Origin of the sequence: Streptomyces griseus (genome assembly GCF_001715295.1) — a bacterium.
GTDB classification, from domain to species: Bacteria; Actinomycetota; Actinomycetes; order Streptomycetales; family Streptomycetaceae; genus Streptomyces; species Streptomyces griseus_G.
Genome location: NZ_MDKB01000003.1, coordinates 616,959 through 635,649, shown reverse-complemented (window position 1 = coordinate 635,649; position 18,691 = coordinate 616,959). Strand labels below are relative to the sequence as shown.

Below are 18,691 nucleotides of genomic sequence, written 5' to 3'. Positions count from 1 at the left end.
GGGATCATGGGTGAGCACATTTCAGGCGTAATCAGCGAGAACGGCGAATCCGGTAATTCCGGCGTGGCCGGCGTGACCGGCGGCCCGGGTGTGCAGGGAGAAGAGGCAGTGGACGTGCAGTGGTCGGGTGACTGGGTCGCCGGGCGGCTCGGAGTGGAACTCGTCGGTGACGGGGAGCTCCGCGAACTGCTGGGCCTCGCCCTGCGCCGCAATCCCAAGCGGGCCCATCTGCTCGTGTCGAACGTGCTGGGCAAGCACGTACCGCAGCGGCCCTCCGTGGTCTACGGCGCGGGCTTCGAGCTCGGCGAGCGGGTACGGGACCTCCTGGGCGAGGCCGAGGCCCGCCGCGCGGTCGTCCTCGGGTACGCGGAGACGGCCACCGGCCTCGGGCACGCGGTCGCGGACGGCCTCGGAGTGGCCCCGTACCTCCACTCGACCCGCAGACCCGTCGACGGCGTCGCCCGGGCGGGCGGCTTCGAGGAGGCGCACTCGCACGCCACCTCGCACCTGCTGCTCCCCGAGGACCCCGGCCTGCTGGACGCCGCCGACCAGGCCACCCCGCTGGTACTGGTCGACGACGAGTTCTCCACCGGCAACACCGTGCTCAACACCATCCGCGCCCTCCACGGGCGCTACCCCCGGGACCGGTACGTCATCGTGGCCCTGGTGGACATGCGCTCCGAGGAGGACCGGGGCCGGCTCACCGGCTTCGCGCAGGAGATCGGCGCCCGGGTCGACCTGGTGGCCCGCGCGTCCGGCACCGTGCTCCTTCCGGACGGGGTCCTGGAGAAGGGCCGCGACCTGGTCGCAGCCCAGGAGTCGGCCCCGCCCGCCGCCGTGGAGGAACGGGCGCCCGAGGGCCCGCGCCCGGTGCCCGTACGCGTCGTACTGGACTGGCCGGCAGGTGTCCCCGACGGCGGGCGCCACGGCTTCACCCCCGTCCACCGCGCGGCCCTGGAGGCCGCCCTCCCGGCCATGGCGGGCAGGATCGCCGACGCGCTGGGTGACGCCCGGAGGGTGCTCGTCCTCGGCTTCGAGGAACTGATGTACGCGCCGCTGCGGCTCGGCACCGCCCTGGAGGACGCCACCACCGCCGAGGTGCGGTACTCCACCACCACCCGCTCGCCCGTGCTCGCCGTCGACGACCCCGGCTACGCCATACGCAGCCGCCTGGTCTTCCCCGCCCACGACGACCCCGCCGACGGGCCCGGCGAGCGGTACGCCTACAACGTCGCGGGCGCCGGATTCGACGCCGTCGTCGCCGTGGTCGACTCCACGGGCGACACGGCCGCCCTGCACGCCCCCGGCGGGCTGCTGGACCGGCTCCGCCCGCACACCGGCCGGGTACTGCTCGCCGTCGTCCCGTCGTACGTCCCGGAGCCCGCGCCTCCGCGCCATGGGCCTGCGGGCCCGTCCGTCGCGGAGCCCGTGCGCCCGTACGCCTCGCAACGCCGGTCCTCGTCCGCTCCCGGAAAGCAGAAAACCGCCATGCTGCCCGACCCCCTCAGGGGCCCCGCCTTCTCCTCCTACGCGGCGGACGACGTCGGCTGGCTGCTCCAGGACCTCTCGGACACCCCGCTGGAGGCCCCCACCGAGGAGCGCGAGGAAGCGATACAGAGCGGCGGGGCGCACTACGCCGAATCGCTGCCCGTCGAATACCAGCCCACCGCGCAGTACCAGGAGCTCTTCCGGGCAGCCCTGGACGCCTCGGCCGCCCGGATCGCCCGCGCCGTCGGCACGGTCACCGAGACGGTCCTCGCGGAACATCCCCGCGCCCGGCCCGGCTCGCACGGGGGAAGCCCCGACGCACGCCCCGTGCTGGTCTCCCTCGCCCGGGCGGGCACACCCGTCGGGGTCCTCATGCGCCGCTGGGCGCAGCGCCGCCACGGGCTCGACCTGCCGCACTACGCCGTCTCCATCGTCCGGGGGCGCGGTATCGACGCCAACGCCCTGCGCTGGCTGGCCGCCCACCACGATCCGGCGGACGTCGTCTTCGTCGACGGCTGGACCGGGAAGGGTGCCATCACCCGCGAACTGGCCGCCGCCCTGGCCGGGTTCGAAGGCTTCGACCCGGAGATCGCCGTACTGGCCGACCCCGGCGGCTGCGTACGGACCTACGGGACCCGCGAGGACTTCCTCATCCCGTCCGCCTGCCTCAACTCCACGGTGTCCGGGCTGATCTCCCGTACCGTGCTGCGCGCCGACCTGGTCGGGCCGAACGACTTCCACGGCGGGAAGTTCTACCGGGAACTCGCCGGCTCCGACGTCTCCGGTCTCTTCGTCGACACGGTCGCCGCCCGGTTCGACGAGGTCGCGGACGCGGTCGACGCCGAGGTCGGGAAACTGATCGCCTCCGACCGTTCTCCCACCTGGGAAGGGTGGGCCGCGGTCGAGCGCATCAGCGAGGAGTACGGCATCCATGACGTCAACCTCGTCAAGCCCGGCGTCGGCGAGACCACCCGGGTACTGCTGCGCCGGGTCCCCTGGAAGATCCTCGCCGACCGGCGGGCAGGCTCGGACCTCGACCACGTACGGCTGCTCGCCGAGCAGCGCGGTGTCCCCGTGGAGGAGGTCGACGGGCTCCCGTACACCTGTGTCGGGCTGATCCACCCGCAGTTCACCCGGGGTGCGACGGGCGCGGACGGCACGGCGGTGACGGGGAAGTGACCACGCCCGCCTTCCCGCCCGTGCCCGCGCGCCTCCCCGGGCAGACGCCTCCGGTGACGCTCGTCGCCAGCGACCTCGACCGCACCCTCATCTACTCGGCGGCGGCGCTCCAGCTGCCGATGCCGGACGAGCAGGCCCCCCGGCTGCTCTGCGTGGAGGTCTACGAGCACAAGCCGCTCTCCTACATGACCGAGCAGGCGGCCCGCCTGCTCGACGAGCTCGCCCGCACCACGGTCTTCGTACCGACCACGACGCGGACCCGGGAGCAGTACGGCCGCATCCACCTCCCCGGCCCCGCACCCCGGTACGCGATCTGCGCCAACGGCGGGCACCTCCTGGTCGACGGCGTGCCGGACCGGGACTGGCAGGGGCAGGTGGCGGCCAGGCTCGCCGACGAGTGCGCCTCGCTGGAGGAGGTACGGGCGCACCTGCTCGCGACGGCCGACCCGGCGTGGCTGCTCAAGGAGCGCGTCGCGGAGAACGTCTTCGCCTACCTGGTGGTCGACCGGCCCGCCCTGCCCGGGAGCTGGGTCAAGGAGCTCTCCGCCTGGGCGGAACCCCGCGGCTGGACCGTGTCCCTCCAGGGCCGCAAGATCTACGCCGTGCCCAAGCCGCTCACCAAGAGCGCCGCGATGTACGAGGTGGCCCGCCGCTGCGGCGCCACCACGACCCTGGCCGCGGGCGACTCGCTCCTCGACGCCGACCTGCTGACCGCCGCCGACCACGGCTGGCGCCCGGGCCACGGCGAACTCGCCGACAGCGGCTGGGGCGCACCCCACGTGGAGGTGCTCCGGCAGCGGGGTGTCGCTGCGGGCGAGGAGATCCTGCGCCGCTTCCTGCGTGCCGCCGACCCCGCGAGACCGGGACCTCCGGGGCCGGGGCGCTGAGCGGCCCGGCCCGGCGTCCGGGTCCGGGGTGCTGGGAGCCTTCCCGGGCCGAGGTGCTGCGGGACCGGGACGCAGCGGATCGGTGCGCAGCGGATCGGTGCGCCGAGGGGGTGGGTCAGCCGCAGCAGCCGCCTCCGCAGCAGCCCCCGCCACCGCCCGCCGCCGGTGCGGGGGCGGACACGGACGCGGCGGAGCCGCCCACGGCCACGGTGGAGAGCAGTTTCACGGTGTCGTCGTGCCCGGAGGGGCAGGAGGCCGGCGCGGAGGACTCGGCCATCGGACGGCTGACTTCGAACGTCTCGCCGCAGGGGCGGCAGCGGTACTCGTAACGAGGCATGGCGCCAGATTAATGCGGGCTCCCCCCGGCGTGCCCCCGGTCAGGGCCCCTTCCGCCGGACCTCCGGCATCTCCGGATACCTGCGGCGCTCCTCGAGCGCGACCTGTTCGGGGTGGCGGGCACGCCAGTACGGGTTGTCGTGGGGCAGGCCGCCACTGACCCGCCCGTACATGCCGAAGATCATCAGCATCAGCCCCACCACGAAGCTGAACAGCACGTTCTGCATGTGGAAGGCCAGGAAGTTGAGCCCGCTGTCCAGCAGCGCCAGATTCACGAAGCCGCTGACGAGGAAGGCGACGCCCAGCACCATGTTCAGTGTCGAGGCGAAGTTGCCGCCGATCACCATGCCGGCGAAGAGCAGCAGTCCGACGCAGATGGACAGGACGCTGAGCGCGCCGTTGGTGTTCAGGCCCGCCACCCTGTCGCCGCCGGTGTCGAAGAAGCCGATGTTGTCGGTCAGCCCCAGGATGCCGAAGGCGACGAGCACGAGCCCCATCAGGCCCGCCCCCGCGCGGTAGACCTGGCTGAGCCGGTGGTCCACGGGTAGGTGTTCGTCCAGGCGGGTGACCTCACGCCGCCAGCCCCTGGGCAGGCCGCGGGTGGCACGGCGGTCGGTCGGATGCCTGTCCGTGGGGCGCCTGTCCCCCGCATGCGTGGTGTGTGTGACGTGTGTGGCCATGCCGGCCTCCTCCGGCCGTGTCCGGCCGTATGTCATGCCTCGCGCCGGGCCGCGCCTGCGGCCGGCTCCCGAGCGGTGTGCCCGGCCTACGGCCGTGACCGGCGGCCTGGGCGCCTGGGTGCCTGGGTGCCTGGGTGCCAGCCTTCGCCGTCCTCCGGGCTGTCACCCACCTGAGCCTTGCGGCGGCGGCACCCGGCGGCGGCTGTAAGCCCCGCGTATGCGTATGCGTATGTCCAGGATCGGTTCATCGGGGGCGGGGTACAACCGGACGGCGGGCCTCCCGACCGGAGCAGCCTTCCGGTCGGGGTGCCCGCCTCGGCGGCGTGTGCCTGGCCGGCCGGCCGAGCCGACCGGCCGGTGTCCGGGTCTTCCGGTGGTGCTCGGCCATGCGGGGGTGCGCACGGCCGGTGCAGGCTGCCGAGGCCGGCGTACGGGTGTCCCCGCCGGTGACCGCGTATCGGGTCGGCGCCCGGGGCCGCATGTCGGCTCGGAGCCCGGACGGTCAGCCGGGCGAGGCTTCCTCGGCCTTGCCCGGCCTCTCGGCTCGTACGGCCCTTGCCCGGCCCTCTCGGCTCCTACCGCCGCGTTCGGCTCTCGGCTCGTACGGCGTTGCCCCGTCTGCCCGTACCCCCGCGTGCGCGGCCTCTCACGCACGTAGGCGGCCCTGATCGGTCTGCCTGCCCCTCCTGCGGTGCCCGGCTCCTCAACCGCCGCCGGCCCCCGCGCCACCGCCCAGGTCCTCACGGATCGCGGTGACCACGCGGGTCGCCGCCTGCCGCACCGCCTCGGTCTCGGTGAGGAAGTGCCAGTAGTCGGGATGCCGCCCCTCCAGTCCGGCGATCGCCCGGTCCAGCCGGGCGACCGAGTCGTCCAGCGGGCGGGCGTGGCGCGGATCGGGTGTGTTGCGGCCGGCCATGGCCAGCCGCTGGGCGTCCCGGATCGCGAACCGGGTGCGGTCGATCTCCGCCTGCGGGTCCTTGGCGACGGCGTCCAGGCGCCGCAGCCGGTCCCCGGCGGCGGACACCGCCTCGTCGGTCGCGTTGAGCAGGGCACGGACCGTGCTCAGCCGGGCCGTCGCATCGGCCCAGCGCTGCTCCGCCCGCGCTGCGGCGGCCTCGACCAGCTTCTCCTCGGCCTGCCGGACGTTGACGGCGGCCTGCTCGGGAACCGGCTGCAGGTCCTGCCAGCAGGCGGCCGAGAAGCGGCGCCGCAGCTCGCTGAGCACCGGCTCGACCTGCCCGGCCCGGGTCGTCAACGCCTGCGCCCGGGTACGCAGACTGACCAGCCTGCGGTCGATCTCGGCCGCCCGCTCCGGGAGCCGATCGGCTTCCGCGCGCACCGCCTCGGCGTCGCGCAGCACCAGGTCCGCGCGCTGCAGCGTCTCCGCCACGCCGTGGCGTCCCGCACCCTGGTTCAGCTTGGTCAGCTCGGGAGCCAGTGCAGCCAGCCGGGCCGCGAGATCTTCCGCGCGCAGTCCGGACGCCCTCACCGCGTCCAGGGCGTTGCTGGCCCCGAGCAGAGCCTGCCGGGCGCGCTCCACGGCGGGGGCGAGCCGTGCGAGCTGAGTCTCCGCGCTGCCGAGCAGCGGCCCGAGACCCTCGGCGAACCGGTCCAGCTCGCCCTTCACCCGCACGAGCTCGTCCTTCGCCCGCGTCAGCTCGGTCCTGGCACCGGCGGCCACCGACGGTTCCAGATCGTCCCGGTCCAGGTCGTGGGCGTCCACCGCGGTGATGTAGTTGTGGCTCACCTCGTCGATGCGCCGGCCGAGCGCGGCGAAGTCCTCCGCCGCGCGGCGGGCGCGGGGAGAACCGTCGACGGCGGTGATCGTCTCGACGGAGATCCTGAGATCGCGCTGGGCGGTGTCCAGCTCGTAGAAGGCCTCGGCCGCCGCGTCCTTCGCCGCCTGCGCGTCGGCCCGCTGGTTCTCACCGCGGCCCCCGAACCAGCGCCGCGTGCCCCCGCCGGCGAAGGCGGCAGGCAGCGCGGCGGCGACGATCAGCGGAACCGGGAGCAGCATCAGCACCACGACGTCCTTGACGGCGCGATTCCCACTCGCTTTCGCCCGCGGCCGCGCGTGTGTCGCCGTCACATCCCTCTCCCGTGCCGATTCGCCCTGCCCGGTTCATTCTCCCACCGGTAAGGACGAACACACGGGTCGATTAGTTCGCACTTCGGACAGTGACTTCGCCGTTGTCGCTGCGCGCCTTCACCACGCGCGGGCTGGTGTCGCTCCGCGGCACGTCCACGGATACGTCCCCGTTGTCGGCCGACGCGGACACCGCGTACGGTCCCGTGCCCGACGGCAGGTCGACCGTGACGCGCCCGTTGTCGCTGGAGGTGTCCACCAGCTTCGGTGCCCGGGTGAAGGAGAGGTCGATCGTCCCGTTGTCGGAGCGCGCGATCACGGAGGCCCCGGAGACCCGCTCGGCCACGACGGAGCCGTTGTCGCTCTCCAGATTCAGCGGCCCCTCCGAGTCGCGTACCCGCACCGCACCGTTGCTGGACGAGAGCGTCAGCGGGGTGGTGAACCCGGAAGCGGTGATCTCGCCGTTGTCGCCGTCGACGGAGAGGGAGAGGCCCCGGGGGACCTTCACCTGGTGGTGGGAGGCGCAGTTGTTGATCACCGCGCGGCACGTCACACGGAGCGTCAGCGTGTCGCCGTCGAGCGTCCACACGGGATCAGGACCACTGCCGAACACGACCCACCCGTCGACACGGCGGGTCACCTCGATCCGGTCCACATCGGCCGGCACGAGTTCCAGACTCGAGTTCTCGGAAGCGATCGTGAGCGTCTTCCCGCTGAAGGCGAACGACTTGTGCTCCCGGGGGGCGTCCTCCACATCGGCACTGCCGCAGCCGCTGAGCCCGGCGACGAGAAGGAGGGTGCCCCCGGCAGCCGCGAGTGCGGTGGTGCGGTTACGGATGGTCATGGTGATCGAGTCCCCCTGCTGTGACGCCGCCGATGAGTCCTCACCGTACGTACACCGCACCCCCGGAACGATCCGGCCGGCTACCGTCCCGGGGGTAGGGATATCCCCCGTATCCACGGGCCGAGCCCGGTGACCGCCCGCCCGGCGACCGGATTGCGGCGGGGGGTCGGGAGCCATGTAATCTGTTCCTTCATCCACGGGTGCGTAGCTCAGGGGTAGAGCGCTGCTCTTACAAAGCAGATGTCGGCGGTTCGAAACCGTCCGCGCCCACCAGCACAAAGACCCCCAGCCGATCATGGCCGGGGGTCTTTGACATCCACCTCTGACATCAACGGGCGCGGTCACCCACGGTCGGGCCGCTGCCGCTCCCACATGCGGTCGAGGTGACTCACGGCCTCGCGCTGCACGTCCTGGGCGACGTGGGCATAGATGTTCACCGTGACCGCGATCCGACGGCGCCCGGATCTCCGTCACGAGGCGGGCGGGACGTCTGCAGCGGTCAGCAGAGTCGCGCATCCGTGCCGGGCATCGTGCAGCCGGATCACGCGAAGCCCGGCCGTCCCTGCGGCACGGGTGAACGAGCGAGACCGCAGTTTCCCCGAGGCATTCCCGTGGTTCCGCTTCCTGCCGCAGAAGACGGTTCAGGAGTTCCTCGTCGAGTTCATGGAGACCGCACGCGCTGCCTCTGATGGCTCCAGCAAGCTGACCAGTCCGGAGGCGGGCGACTTCGGGGGCGTCGAGCCGCCGGAGGCACCTGCAGATTGAGCAAGAAGAGGGGGCCTCCGGGCGCTCGGCGACCTGGTCTTTCGCAGGGCGCGGTGCGGTCCGCCAGTCCTCGACGTCGCAACCTCGGGAGGCGTGGGCCGGTGAGGGCCGGGTAGTCGGCAGCGGAAGCCGAGCAATCGGGTCATCGAGAGAAAGCAGGGTGAGTGCCATGTCCTCCTCCCTCGTCGAGACCGTCGACATCAAGGCCCCGGTCGCCGTCACCTGGGCCCTGTGGAGCGATGTCACCCAATGGCCGAAGTTCCTGAGCCACGTCCGGCGGGTCGATCCGATGGACGAACGCCGTTTCTCCTGGCAGCTCTCGCTGCCGGGCGCGGAGAAGAGCTTCGTCGCCGAACTCACCGAGGTCGTCCCGCAGGAGAGGATCGCCTGGAAGACCATCGAGGGAGTCCACCACGCCGGTGTCGTGACCTTCCACCGGCTCGACGATGCGTCGAGCCGGATCGCCCTGCAGATCGAGTACGACCCGAAGGGGTTCGTGGAGCACGTGGGCGCGCTCACCAACCTGGACTCGACGCTGGCCAACTACGACCTGGGCGAGTTCAAGAAGCTGGCCGAGACCACGGCCGCCGGCGAAGACCCCAGGGGGCTTTGAGCCGCGGCCCCGGGGCCGCGCGAGGCGCGGGTCGCGGGTCGCGAGGCGTGCGGAGGTCCGTGCGAGCCGTACCCGGGATACCCGCGACGTTCGGCGCCCGCCTCCACGTTCCCCCCGCGAGGGCCTCGCGGCGTTCTGCGCTCGCCCCGGGTCCCCGCGAGGGCCTCGCGGCGTTCCGTGCCCGCCTCCGCGTTCCTCCGGCGTCCCCCCGGCGTTCCGTGCTCGCCCCCGGGGTCTCCCCGGCCGCTTCCGGGATGCGTCGCGGCAGGCGGCGGGAGAACGTGGAGGCATGGCCGAGCATCCCCCTGTGATCGTGCATCCACCCTCACCGACCGGTGGGCGGCGTGTGACCGTGCGTGGGCGGATCGTCGGGCTGGCCCACGGGCGGGGTGAGGTGGCGTCGCTCCTGCGGCGGGCGGGGCTGGCCGAGGGCGTCGAGGAGATCGACCTGGACCAGCCGGATCTGATCGAGTGGCGGGGCGGTGACCTCGACACCTGGGGGTGACGTCCATGAGCCGTCGTCGAGCGTCCCGGGACCCTGCCCCGCCCTCCGCGCGCCTGTCCTGGGGATGCTGCCCGGCCGGCCGGGGCGCCCCGGCGCGTCGCGGCGGACGCTGACGCGTTGATCCTCGACCGGGTCACAGGTCGGGCGTCCACCCTCGGTCGGCCGCCCACCCGGGGCGGGCGGAGTCCCGGCCGGAGGGCCGCGGCCTGCGGGTGCCGGCAGCCGGTCAGCCACCGACTGCACGCCTTCCTCACGGTCCTCTCCACCGTGGGCGGGGCGTCGTACGAGCGGGCTGTGCCATGACCTGGCGTGTCACCCGAACGGCCGCGTCCGGGTCGTGCCGGGGCGGCGCGTCGCGCAGGGTCGGTGTTGCCCGTCGACCCGCCGGGCGCTCGTCCGCCCGAGCGGAGGTTCCCATGGCTCAGTCAGCCCCCCGACCCGGTACCACCTCGCCGACCGGGGCCGGCCGCGACTCCCCGTGGGCGGTCGGCGGCACCATGTTCGCCGGTGTTCTGCTGCTCGTGGAGGGCGTCCTCGCCGTTTTCACGGGCATCGCGGGTATCGCCACCGGCACCGTGTACGCACGCGTCGGCGACTACACGTTCAAGTACAGCGTGTCCGGCTGGGGGTGGATCCACCTCGTCCTCGGTGTGATCCTGATCCTCGTCGGCCTGGGCATTCTCCGCGACGTCCCGGGCGCCCGCGTGGCGGGCGTCGGGCTGGCCGCGTTGAGCATCGTCGCCAACTTCGTCTGGCTTCCCTACCAGCCGGTGTGGGCAGTCGTCTCGATCGCCCTCGACACCTTCGTGATCTGGGCCCTGTGCACGGCGGACCGTTCGAAGGCTCCCCTCTGACGTGGGCGGCGGACGCGCCCGCCCGGGCCGCCCCGACACCTCGGCGGCGCTGGCCGCCGACGCGTACGTCTACGGGTCACCGCTGGTCCGGCAGCTGTCCGCGGTGCGGGCCTGCCTGCGGGAGGGCTGCGGAGGGCTGGGCCCCGCACCGTTCAACGACTTCGCCCACGCCGCCGGGCCCGCCACCCCCGGCACGGACGTCCCGTCAGCCGCGAGTGACGCCGTCGCCGCGCTCGCCCAGCTCGACCTCTCCGGCGGTCCCGTCCGCCTCCACGTACCGGACACCGGCGGGGCGTACTACGTCCTGCAGTTCGTGGACGCGTGGACCAACGCGTTCGCCTACATCGGCCGCCGCGCCACGGGCACGGGCGAGGGGGACTGGCTTGTCGTGCCGCCCGGCTGGTCCGGCACGGTGCCCGACCAGGTGTCCGGCGTGATCGACGCGCCCACCTCCGTGGTCTCCGTGGTGGGCCGCATCGCCTGCGACGGGCCCGCCGACCTGCCCCGGGTCCGGGCGCTCCAGCAGGAGTTCACGCTCACCCACCTGGGCGACCGGGCCCACCGCACCGGACTGCCCGCGCCCGATCCCGCCGTCCCCGCGGCCCTGCGATTCTTCGAGCAGCTGCGGATGTGGATGGCGGACTTCCCGGCGGCCGACGCCGACCGCGCCTACGAGGACCGCTTCCAGCCCCTGGGCCTCCTGGAGGAGGGCGTCTCCCCGTACGTGTCGGCCTCCCCCGGACTCGTCCGTACGCTGACGCGGGGCCTCTGGCTGGGCAGGGCGCGGGTGGCGGAGGCGGCCCGGCCGGCAGAGGGGACGGGCCGGGCGCCCGGTTCCTGGGCCATGCACCCGCACCTCTTCGACTACAACCTGGACCGCACCGGTGTGGGCACGCTCGCTTCGCCGGAGTGGAAGATCCCCGACCGGGAGTCGTCGTACCTGGTCCGGGCGATCGCGGCGCGGCAGGAGCTCTGGGGGGCGCACGGGTACGAGATGGTGTGCGCGCAGACGTACCGCGACGCACGGGGGCACCGGCTCGACGGGGCCCACCGTTACGCCCTGCGCTTCCGGCGGCCGCCACCGGTCGACGGCTTCTGGTCCGTGACGATGTACGACACCCCGGGGCACCGCCTCGTCGCCAACGAGGCGGACCGGTACGCCATCGGGGACCGCACACCCGGACTCGTCCACGACGCCGACGGCTCGCTGACGCTGTACCTCGGTGCGGAGCGGCCGACGGACCCCGCGCAGGCGGCGAACTGGCTGCCGGCGCCCCTCGGGGGCTTCCGGCCGGTGATCCGGCTCTACCAGCCCGGCCAGGCGGCTCTCGACGGCGGCTACGTCCTGCCGCCCGTCGAGCGCATCCGGTGAACCGGGGCTCCTCCGGCCGGCCTCGGCGACCCGGTGTCCGGGCGCGTTGTCGGTGGCGCGGGCCACACTGGAGGCATGTGCCGCAGCATCAAGACACTTCGCCCGCCAGTCATCCCCGAAGAGGCCACGGAGGAGGAGATGAGAGCCGCCGCCCTGCAGTACGTGCGCAAGGTGTCGGGCTTCCGTGCCCCCGCCGCGCACAACCAGGAGGTCTTCGACCGGGCCGTCGACGAGATCGCCGAGGCGACCCGGCGGCTGCTCGACGGCCTGGAGGTCCGGGGCGCCGCCCGGGTCAGGGAGGGGACCGGCTGAGGGAGAGCCGGGAGAGGCGCCGCGTCCGGGACCGCCCGGGGGACCTGCGGCCGGACGCCGCGGGTCCTCGGGCGGGCCGCCCTGGAGTCAGGTGCCCGCCGGGATCCCTGCGGGGGCCGGCTGCACGCCGGGGGAGGGCCGGCGGATGACGACCGCTGCCAGGGCGCCGGCCACGAACAGGGCGAGGACCGAGACGGCCGTACCCAGCCACGTGGCGCCGAGCCACTGGCCGCCGAAGTAGCCGAGGCCCACGCTGTACCCCGCCCAGGCAAGCCCCGCCAGGGCCGACCAGGGCAGGAAGTCCTTGGCCCTGCGGTGGGCCGCGCCCGCGCCCAGCGACACGACCGAGCGGCCGGCGGGGGCGAAACGGGCGATGACCACGAGCACGCCACCGCCGCGGCTCAGGGCCGCGCCGAGTCGCTCCTGCGCCGTGGTGAGGCGGCGTGAGCGGGCGATGGCCCGGTCCAGCCGCTCCCCACCACGCCAGGCGAGGCGGTACGCGACGAGGTCGCCCAGCACGGAGGCGGTGGCCGCGCAGAGCGTCAGCACGAGCAGGGAGGGCACTTCACGGGTGACCTGACCGGCAGCCGCCGTGACCGTCGTCGTGCTCGCCGCGGCGGCGGTGGCCGCCGTGATCACCAGCACCCCGCTGGGCAGGACGGGCAGGAAGACGTCCAGGAGCACCGAGAGGGCGACCACCGCGTAGATCCATGGGCTGCCTGTCAGCGCACCCACACTCTCCAGCACTTTCTACTCCCCGTTCCCGTGTCACCGTGTCAACGCCGCGACGTCGCAGGGGAGCGGCAGGAGCGGCAGGGCCAGCGGTCCAGAATACGCCTCCGGTCCACCGGGGATTCGCCCGATGGTGGGCGGTGTCGCGCAGGTCACGCGCGCCCCGGAACGCCGTACGCCCCGGTATCCGGGACGGCGTGCCGGGGCGTACGGGAGCGGGGGTGCTGGGCAGGTCAGGCCCGAACGGCGGGGGTCTGCCCGGGGGGCGGGCTTCGCCGCGGGACCGGGGTGCCGTCGGCGGGCTGGATCACGCGCCTACCGGCCGGCCGGGCGGAGCCTGCCGGTGAGCGCTCCTCCCGTTTGCAGCTTCCTGCACCGGGGGGAAGCCGCTCACCCGTTCCCGGTGAGCGTGCGCTCCAGAACCGTCTCCAGCTGCGCGCCCGCCGGCCCCTTCCTGGCCTGTACCAGGGTGAGCGCGGCTTTCCGGCCGTGGAGCGTGAGGGTCATCAGCTGGTTGCCGAACCAGGGGCCACCCGTCTTCCGCCAGTGCATCGCCGGGGCCCCGGCCCGCCCGTGCAGGGCCAGCACGCGCCCCAGCCACCGGCCCGCCCGGCTCCAGCCGAAGCGGAACCCGGCCCGGACGTACGCCGGGATGGAGTTGTGCACGGGAGAGCAGGTCAGCTGCAGGATGCGCGCGCCGGGAGCGCCGCCCGGGGCGGACGCGGGCCAGCGGGGCTCCGCGATGTAGGCGTGGTGCACGTCGCCCGACAGCACGCATATGGTCGCCGGTGCGTCCGGGGCGCACCCCGCCTCGCGCAGCAGTTCCGACAACTGCCGGAACGACGCGGGGAAGGCCGCCCAGTGTTCGAGGTCACCGGCGCGCCGCACCTTCTCCCCGACACGCGCCCAGCGGCCGTCGGGACCGCCCCGCTCGCCCCGGCACAGGGCGGCGTTCCAGGCCTCGGCGTCGTGGACGAGGGGTGGCAGCAGCCACGGCAGCGAGGTGCCGATCAGCAGGTGGTCGTAGGCGCCCGGGTCGCCCAGGACCTCCTCGCGCATCCACCGGGCCTCCTCGGCGTTGATCATCGCGCGACGCTGTTCGTCGAGGACGCGGGCCGCCCGGGTGTCCACCATCAGCAGCCGTACCCGGCCGAAGCCGCGCCGGTAGCTCCACCGCGTGTGCGTGGGGTCCGCATCCGCGGCGACGGCGTGCCGGCGCAGGGTCTCCGTGGCGTCCGGGGCGGCACGCACGGCGGCGTACAGCGGATCGGTGGCCAGGTCGTCGGGGGAGAGGTTGCCGAGGTGCTGGTAGACCCAGTACGACATCAGTCCGCTGACGATCCGCTCGTGCCACCACGGTGTGCGCCGCATGTCCGCGAGCCAGGCTCCGCTGGTGTTCCAGTCGTCGACCACGTCGTGGTCGTCGAAGATCATGCAACTGGGGACCGTGGAGAGCAGCCACCGCACGTCCGGGTCGCGCCAGGACTCGTCGTAGAGGTACGTGTACTCCTCGTAGTCCGCGACCTCCGCCCCCGGTGCCTCGGCCAGGTCACGGCGGGCCGCGAGCCGGTGCCGCGTGGCCTCCGACGTCTCGTCCGCGTACACCTGGTCGCCGAGCAGGAGGAGGACGTCGGGGCGTGCGGCGTCGGGGTCGGCGGCGAGCCGGGCGGCCAGGGTGTCCAGCGCGTCGGGGCCCACGGGGTCGTGCTCCCGGGCGGGCGGCGCCGCCCAGCGGCAGGAGCCGAAGGCGATCCGCACCGGACCGGCCGGCTCCGACCCCGGCGGGTCGGCCACGGCGGGGGTCGTGATCGTGCTCGCGGGGAAGCCGGAGTCCTCCGGCGGCCAGACCTGGAGACCGTCGAGCAGTACCTCGTAGGCCGTGGTCGAGCCGGGGGTCAGGCCCGTCACCACCACCAGCGCGTAGTGGTGCCCGCCGACCGCGAAGGTGGGCGAGGAGCCCGACGCCCCGTCCGCGCAGCGGACCTCGGCCGTGCAGGCGCGGCTCGTCTCCACCCAGACGGTCGCCCGGGAGCCGGACTCCCAGTCGACGTACCGCAGCAGTGGTCCCAGGCGCAGCCCAGCCATGTGTGCCCTCCTCGCGTCGCCGTGACCGGTGGTTCCGTAGGGTACGGAACGACGGAGGAGGGCGGGGCCTTCCGCCGGGCGGTCTCACCGTGCGGGCACGGGGTGGGCCGGGAGGCGGACGGGCGGGTCCCCGGCGGTCAGCAGCCGTTCAGCACGGACTGCAGCGCGCTCTTCTCGGTGGAGTCGACACTGAGGCCGTAGTAGTGCTTCACGTGCACCCAGGCGCGTGCGTACGTGCAGCGGTAGGCGGTGCGGGGCGGCAGCCACTCGCCCGGGTCCTGGTCGCTCTTGGCCTGGTTGACGTTGTCCGTGACCGCGATGAGCTGAGGGCGGGTCAGGTCGTTGGCGAAGGACTCGCGCCGGGCCGTGGTCCAGCCGCTCGCCCCGGATCGCCACGCCTCGGCGAGCGGGACCATGTGGTCGATGTCGAGGTCGGAGGCGGCCGTCCAGGTGGCGCCGTCGTACTGCGAGTACCAGCTTCCGCTGGTCGCGGCGCAGGCGGAGTCCTGGACGACGTTCGTACCGTCCCGCTTCAGCACCACCTCCCGGGTGTTGCAGGCGCCCGACTGCGTGATCCAGTGCGGGAACTTGTCGCGGCTGTAGCCGGTCGAGGAGCCCTCGGAGGAAACCGTGAGCTCCCCCAGATACGTACGGGCGGTCGCGGCGCTGACCGGCGTGGGCATCGCGGCCTGGGCGGTCGGGGCCGTGAGGAGCCCGGTGGTGGCTGCGAGGGCGGCGGAGGCGGCGACGACGGCTATGCGACGCGCGTAGATACCGGACATGCGAACTCCCTTGACGTGGGGGGAAGCCGAGCGGACGACCGGCGGCGGGGCCATCGTGTCGGCGCAGGGTTTCCGCCGCGTGGTCGTCAGGTAACAGAGTGGCGACATGCGCACGTCACTTCAAGAGGTGGGGCCATGGCTCTGACGTTCCGTCCGAAGTCCGTTCGCGCACACGAACTGACAAACCCACAGATTCATCCGCACGGAGGAGTCTGCGGTGACGCGGGGACGGTACGGGGCCGATCGGCTGGTTCCGTGTCGAACCAGGCTCACCCGAGCGGGAGTTCGGGGGCGCGAACGGCGGGTGGTGCGGCCCGGCGGGCCCCGCCGGGCCGTGCTGTGCGGGTGACGCTCGCCGGAACCCGGCGGCCGGTGGGTGTGGAGGCCGACGGGTTACCGGGACCGCTCGACCGGGACCGCTCGACCGGGACCGCTCGACCGGGACCGCTCGACCGGGGGTGCCCGGCCGGAGGGGGCCTGCGGCCTGCTGGTGACGGCCGGGACCCGGGTCGTGGGGTTCGTCGTCCTGGCCGGCGGAGGCGGTGGTGCGCTGTGACCGGCCGGAGGGGGCCGCGGCCTGCTGGCGGCCGGGACCGGGGTCGTGGGGTTCGTCGTGCTGGACGGGGAGGCCGGTGGGTCGCTGTGACCGTCCGGTCGGCGCGCCCGCCCGCCCGGCCGGAGGGGGCGACGTGCCGGTGCGGGGCCCGGTCGGGACCAGGTCTGCAGGTCCGGGTCCGCAGGGGGTCCAGGTCCGGCCTGGGGCGGGCTCAGGCCCGGGATCCGGTCCGGGCGGCGGTGTGTCATCCTGCCGGGCGCCTTCGCGGGCACGCTACCGGGCGGCGTCCCGCCTCTGGGGGTGGGGGTTGCCGGGCGGCTGTTCGTACCGGTGGCGCCGAATGCGGTGCGGACGTCGCGCCGGAGCCGAGGACTCGGGGGTGGGCCCGCGGTGGCGGTGCGGGCGCCCGGGTGCCGCTGCGGGCGGGAGCGGGGCGGGCCGCCCTCAGCGGCCGGCGACGTGGAGACGGAGCGAACCGTCCGCGAGGGCCTCCACCCGGAGCTGCGTCAGGTCGTCGACGTGGGCGTCGGGGGCGAGGGCTGCGGCGCGGGGGCCGACACCCACGATCCGCATGCCGGCCGCCCGGCCCGCGGCGATGCCGGCCTCGGAGTCCTCGAACACGACGCAGTCCGCCGGGTCGAAGCCCAGCTCGGCCGCGCCCTTGAGGAAGCCCTCGGGGTCCGGCTTGCTGGCACCGACCGACTCGGCGGTGACCCGTACCTCCGGCATCGGCAGCGCGGCGGCCGTCATCCTGGCCCGGGCGAGCGCCTCGTCGGCCGACGTCACCAGGGCGTGCGGGAGTGCGGCGATCGCGGCCATGAACGCGGCCGCGCCGCCGATGGGCACGACGCCCTCGGTGTCCGCCGTCTCCTCGGCGAGCAGCTCCCGGTTCTCCGCGTAGTTCTGCTCCATCGGGCGGTCCGGCAGCAGGACGGCCATCGTGGCGTACCCCTGGCGCCCGTGGACCACCTTCAGGGCCGCCTCGGGGTCCAGCCCGTGCCGCAGCGCCCACCGGCGCCAGCAGCGTTCCACCACCGCGTCGGAGTTGACGAGGGTGCCGTCCATGTCCAGCAGGAGGGCGCGGGTTTCGAGGACGGTGGCCGACATCGGCAGGCTCCAGGGCGCGGGGGAGTGCGTAGGGGCACACGGGTGCGCGCTGGGCGGCACGCGGTGCCGTTCCGGAAAGGGCGGCGCCCTCGGGAACAAGCAGCCCCGCCCGCCGGTCAGGGAGAACGGGCGGAGGCTACTTTGTTCCATCACGATACAAAAACGGGGGGCGGAACGCCAATCACGCAGGCCCGAGCCCCTTCCGTCCCTCTCGGAGCCGACGGATGGAGCCCCTCGGGGTGGACCCTCAGCCCCGAGGCCCGCTCCTTCCGGCCCTTCGGGTCGGGCCCCGGCCCCGGAGCGCACTCCCGGGCCGGGGAGCGGTCTCGCGCACCCGGTAGCCGGAACGGTCGCTCAGGACCGGCGCCCCGTTCCCGTCGTCCGTGCCTCCAGCGCCCGGCGCGTCTCGGGCCCGTAGACGCCCGGCGGATCGCTCCGGACCGAGACCCACTGCTGGAAGTCGGCCACGGCGTCCTCCACCCGGCCCGAGTACTCGGCGTCGGCGGGCCCCCGGTAGACCCAGATCTCCTGCATGCGGCGCTGGAGCTCGGCCACCTCGGGCCCGCTGTCACCGCGCCGCAGCGTGGTACCCGCTTCCGGGGCCGGCGGCGTGGGCGTCGCGGTCACGGCGAGCTCCGACGCGGAGGCGGTCGCCGAGGGCGGTGGCGACGGCGTCCCGGACGTGCCGGCCGAGGGTGACGCCGACGGGCTTCCCGACGGCGAAGGGGAGGCGGATGCCGACGCCGACACAGACGCGGAGGCCGACGGGGGTGCGGTGGGCGAGGGTGGGGCCGAGGGCGCCCCGGACGCGGACGGGGCCGGCCCGTCGCTCGCGTCCGGGATGCTGCTCGTGAGCTCGGGCAGGGCCTCGTCCTCCTGGTCCCCGTCGCCGAACAGGCCGCCCGCGAACGCCGCCGTCCCCACCACCACGGCCACGGCCGCCCCCACGGCGACGGCCGCGAACGGCCGCCGGCGGCGGGGCCGCACGGGGTCGGGTCCGGTGCCCGCGTAGACCGCCGCGGTAAGCCGCCGGGTCTCGTCCACGGCGGCGGGGCCGGCCGACGGGTCCCGCGCATCCGTCGCGCCACCACCACCCGCCGCCTTGTCCCCGCCCGGGGCGGGGGCGCCCAGGAAGAGCGGCATCGTCGTGGCCGCGTCGGGCAGGGGGTGGTCCGGCGCGTCGTCGCCCGCCAGCGTCACGTACGGCCTGATCCGCAGTGGGTCGAAGTCCTCCGCCGCGGCCGTCTCCGCCGACCGCGCGGCCCGGTACTCCTCACCGGCCGGGCGGTCCGCGCGACCCCCGCAGACGCACCCGGGCCCCGCCCCGGCCTCCGGTCTCGCACGCTGCTCGCCGCCGCACTCCGGGCACATATGTCCGGTCATCGTGGGTTCCCCTCCCCTTTGAACTGCCTGCGATTATGCAGGCCGCCGCGGGCGGCCCGACGCCCGCACCGCCACTCGGCAGGCCATAACCGGGCACAACCGCCAGGATAGGGGTGAAGCGGACC

The 18,691-nt window shown here is 74.2% G+C and carries 17 protein-coding genes, 1 tRNA gene and 1 pseudogene; 9 read left to right on the top strand and 10 right to left on the bottom strand.

Translation table 11 applies throughout. The features are described 5' to 3' along the window. Nucleotides 1-108: 108 nt before the first annotated feature. Both BA175_RS19070 and BA175_RS19065 read left to right on the top strand, forming a co-directional pair. The gene (locus BA175_RS19070) at nucleotides 109-2,667 is read left to right on the top strand and encodes a phosphoribosyltransferase (RefSeq protein WP_069172642.1); all 2,559 of its coding nucleotides are present in this window, start codon (nucleotides 109-111) and stop codon (nucleotides 2,665-2,667) included. Next, nucleotides 2,664-3,554: an HAD family hydrolase gene (locus BA175_RS19065; protein WP_254667916.1), complete on the top strand. Its 891-nt coding sequence runs from the start codon at nucleotides 2,664-2,666 to the stop codon at nucleotides 3,552-3,554. The genes BA175_RS19070 and BA175_RS19065 overlap by 4 nt, the downstream gene beginning before the upstream one ends. Before the next feature lie 115 nt (nucleotides 3,555-3,669). Here BA175_RS19065 and BA175_RS19060 read toward each other — a convergent pair whose 3' ends face one another. From BA175_RS19060 to BA175_RS19045, 4 genes are all read right to left on the bottom strand, one after another. Beyond that, the gene (locus BA175_RS19060) at nucleotides 3,670-3,891 is read right to left on the bottom strand and encodes an FmdB family zinc ribbon protein (RefSeq protein ID WP_069172641.1); all 222 of its coding nucleotides are present in this window, start codon (nucleotides 3,889-3,891) and stop codon (nucleotides 3,670-3,672) included. A 40-nt stretch (nucleotides 3,892-3,931) separates the two neighbouring features. Next, nucleotides 3,932-4,570 (bottom strand): DUF4383 domain-containing protein, encoded by a 639-nt coding sequence (locus BA175_RS19055; RefSeq protein WP_069172640.1) that lies wholly within the window; start codon nucleotides 4,568-4,570, stop codon nucleotides 3,932-3,934. Between the two features lie 703 nt (nucleotides 4,571-5,273). Continuing rightward, nucleotides 5,274-6,659, bottom strand: a complete 1,386-nt coding sequence (locus BA175_RS19050; protein ID WP_069172639.1) for a hypothetical protein — start codon at nucleotides 6,657-6,659, stop codon at nucleotides 5,274-5,276. A 70-nt stretch (nucleotides 6,660-6,729) separates the two neighbouring features. Next, nucleotides 6,730-7,500 (bottom strand): DUF4097 family beta strand repeat-containing protein, encoded by a 771-nt coding sequence (locus tag BA175_RS19045; protein ID WP_069173112.1) that lies wholly within the window; start codon nucleotides 7,498-7,500, stop codon nucleotides 6,730-6,732. A 198-nt stretch (nucleotides 7,501-7,698) separates the two neighbouring features. Between BA175_RS19045 and BA175_RS19040 the strand changes: the two genes are divergently transcribed. Continuing rightward, nucleotides 7,699-7,773, top strand: a tRNA-Val gene (locus BA175_RS19040). 68 nt (nucleotides 7,774-7,841) lie between these two features. On the opposite strand, the pseudogene BA175_RS32305 reads toward BA175_RS19040, so the two are convergent. Then, nucleotides 7,842-8,084 (bottom strand): annotated as a pseudogene (locus tag BA175_RS32305) (tyrosine-type recombinase/integrase); the annotation flags it as partial. Between BA175_RS32305 and BA175_RS19035 the strand changes: the two are divergent. The 6 genes from BA175_RS19035 (at nucleotide 8,074) to BA175_RS19010 (ending at nucleotide 11,921) form a co-directional block, all read left to right on the top strand. Next, nucleotides 8,074-8,265: a hypothetical protein gene (locus BA175_RS19035; RefSeq protein ID WP_069172638.1), complete on the top strand. Its 192-nt coding sequence runs from the start codon at nucleotides 8,074-8,076 to the stop codon at nucleotides 8,263-8,265. The pseudogene BA175_RS32305 and the gene BA175_RS19035 overlap by 11 nt on opposite strands. Before the next feature lie 169 nt (nucleotides 8,266-8,434). After that, complete coding sequence (locus BA175_RS19030) at nucleotides 8,435-8,878, top strand: SRPBCC family protein (RefSeq protein ID WP_069172637.1); 444 nt, start codon at nucleotides 8,435-8,437, stop codon at nucleotides 8,876-8,878. Between the two features lie 289 nt (nucleotides 8,879-9,167). Next, nucleotides 9,168-9,383, top strand: coding sequence for a hypothetical protein (locus tag BA175_RS19025; RefSeq protein WP_069172636.1), 216 nt, complete (start codon nucleotides 9,168-9,170; stop codon nucleotides 9,381-9,383). Between the two features lie 416 nt (nucleotides 9,384-9,799). Then, the gene (locus BA175_RS19020; protein WP_069172635.1) at nucleotides 9,800-10,237 is read left to right on the top strand and encodes a DUF7144 family membrane protein; all 438 of its coding nucleotides are present in this window, start codon (nucleotides 9,800-9,802) and stop codon (nucleotides 10,235-10,237) included. A gap of 1 nt (nucleotide 10,238) precedes the next feature. Continuing rightward, nucleotides 10,239-11,609, top strand: a complete 1,371-nt coding sequence (locus BA175_RS19015) for a DUF1254 domain-containing protein (RefSeq protein ID WP_069172634.1) — start codon at nucleotides 10,239-10,241, stop codon at nucleotides 11,607-11,609. A gap of 75 nt (nucleotides 11,610-11,684) precedes the next feature. Continuing rightward, nucleotides 11,685-11,921 carry a DUF2277 domain-containing protein gene (locus BA175_RS19010; protein WP_069172633.1) on the top strand — a complete coding sequence of 79 codons (237 nt, stop codon included), beginning with the start codon at nucleotides 11,685-11,687 and terminating at the stop codon, nucleotides 11,919-11,921. 87 nt (nucleotides 11,922-12,008) lie between these two features. Here BA175_RS19010 and BA175_RS19005 read toward each other — a convergent pair whose 3' ends face one another. From BA175_RS19005 to BA175_RS18980, 5 genes are all read right to left on the bottom strand, one after another. After that, nucleotides 12,009-12,668, bottom strand: a complete 660-nt coding sequence (locus tag BA175_RS19005) for a DedA family protein (protein WP_069172632.1) — start codon at nucleotides 12,666-12,668, stop codon at nucleotides 12,009-12,011. Between the two features lie 375 nt (nucleotides 12,669-13,043). Next, nucleotides 13,044-14,738 carry an alkaline phosphatase D family protein gene (locus BA175_RS19000; protein WP_069172631.1) on the bottom strand — a complete coding sequence of 565 codons (1,695 nt, stop codon included), beginning with the start codon at nucleotides 14,736-14,738 and terminating at the stop codon, nucleotides 13,044-13,046. 137 nt (nucleotides 14,739-14,875) lie between these two features. Next, nucleotides 14,876-15,520 (bottom strand): HNH endonuclease family protein, encoded by a 645-nt coding sequence (locus BA175_RS18995; protein ID WP_069172630.1) that lies wholly within the window; start codon nucleotides 15,518-15,520, stop codon nucleotides 14,876-14,878. A 1,000-nt stretch (nucleotides 15,521-16,520) separates the two neighbouring features. After that, a complete protein-coding gene (locus tag BA175_RS18985; RefSeq protein WP_069172628.1) occupies nucleotides 16,521-17,183 on the bottom strand; it encodes an HAD-IA family hydrolase in 663 nt (220 codons plus the stop codon). Between the two features lie 354 nt (nucleotides 17,184-17,537). Continuing rightward, the gene (locus BA175_RS18980) at nucleotides 17,538-18,566 is read right to left on the bottom strand and encodes a peptidoglycan-binding domain-containing protein (RefSeq protein WP_069172627.1); all 1,029 of its coding nucleotides are present in this window, start codon (nucleotides 18,564-18,566) and stop codon (nucleotides 17,538-17,540) included. Nucleotides 18,567-18,691: the final 125 nt, after the last annotated feature.

Excerpts from the sequence above, each read along its gene's own strand:
- BA175_RS19060 (WP_069172641.1), bottom strand. The coding sequence starts at position 3,891 with ATGCCTCGTTACGAGTACCGCTGCCGCCCCTGCGGCGAGACGTTCGAA.
- BA175_RS19055 (WP_069172640.1), bottom strand. The coding sequence starts at position 4,570 with ATGGCCACACACGTCACACACACCACGCATGCGGGGGACAGGCGCCCC.
- BA175_RS19045 (WP_069173112.1), bottom strand. The coding sequence starts at position 7,500 with ATGACCATCCGTAACCGCACCACCGCACTCGCGGCTGCCGGGGGCACC.
- BA175_RS19030 (WP_069172637.1), top strand. The coding sequence starts at position 8,435 with ATGTCCTCCTCCCTCGTCGAGACCGTCGACATCAAGGCCCCGGTCGCC.
- BA175_RS19025 (WP_069172636.1), top strand. The coding sequence starts at position 9,168 with ATGGCCGAGCATCCCCCTGTGATCGTGCATCCACCCTCACCGACCGGT.
- BA175_RS19020 (WP_069172635.1), top strand. The coding sequence starts at position 9,800 with ATGGCTCAGTCAGCCCCCCGACCCGGTACCACCTCGCCGACCGGGGCC.
- BA175_RS19010 (WP_069172633.1), top strand. The coding sequence starts at position 11,685 with ATGTGCCGCAGCATCAAGACACTTCGCCCGCCAGTCATCCCCGAAGAG.
- BA175_RS19000 (WP_069172631.1), bottom strand. The coding sequence starts at position 14,738 with ATGGCTGGGCTGCGCCTGGGACCACTGCTGCGGTACGTCGACTGGGAG.
- BA175_RS18995 (WP_069172630.1), bottom strand. The coding sequence starts at position 15,520 with ATGTCCGGTATCTACGCGCGTCGCATAGCCGTCGTCGCCGCCTCCGCC.
- BA175_RS18985 (WP_069172628.1), bottom strand. The coding sequence starts at position 17,183 with ATGTCGGCCACCGTCCTCGAAACCCGCGCCCTCCTGCTGGACATGGAC.
- BA175_RS18980 (WP_069172627.1), bottom strand. The coding sequence starts at position 18,566 with ATGACCGGACATATGTGCCCGGAGTGCGGCGGCGAGCAGCGTGCGAGA.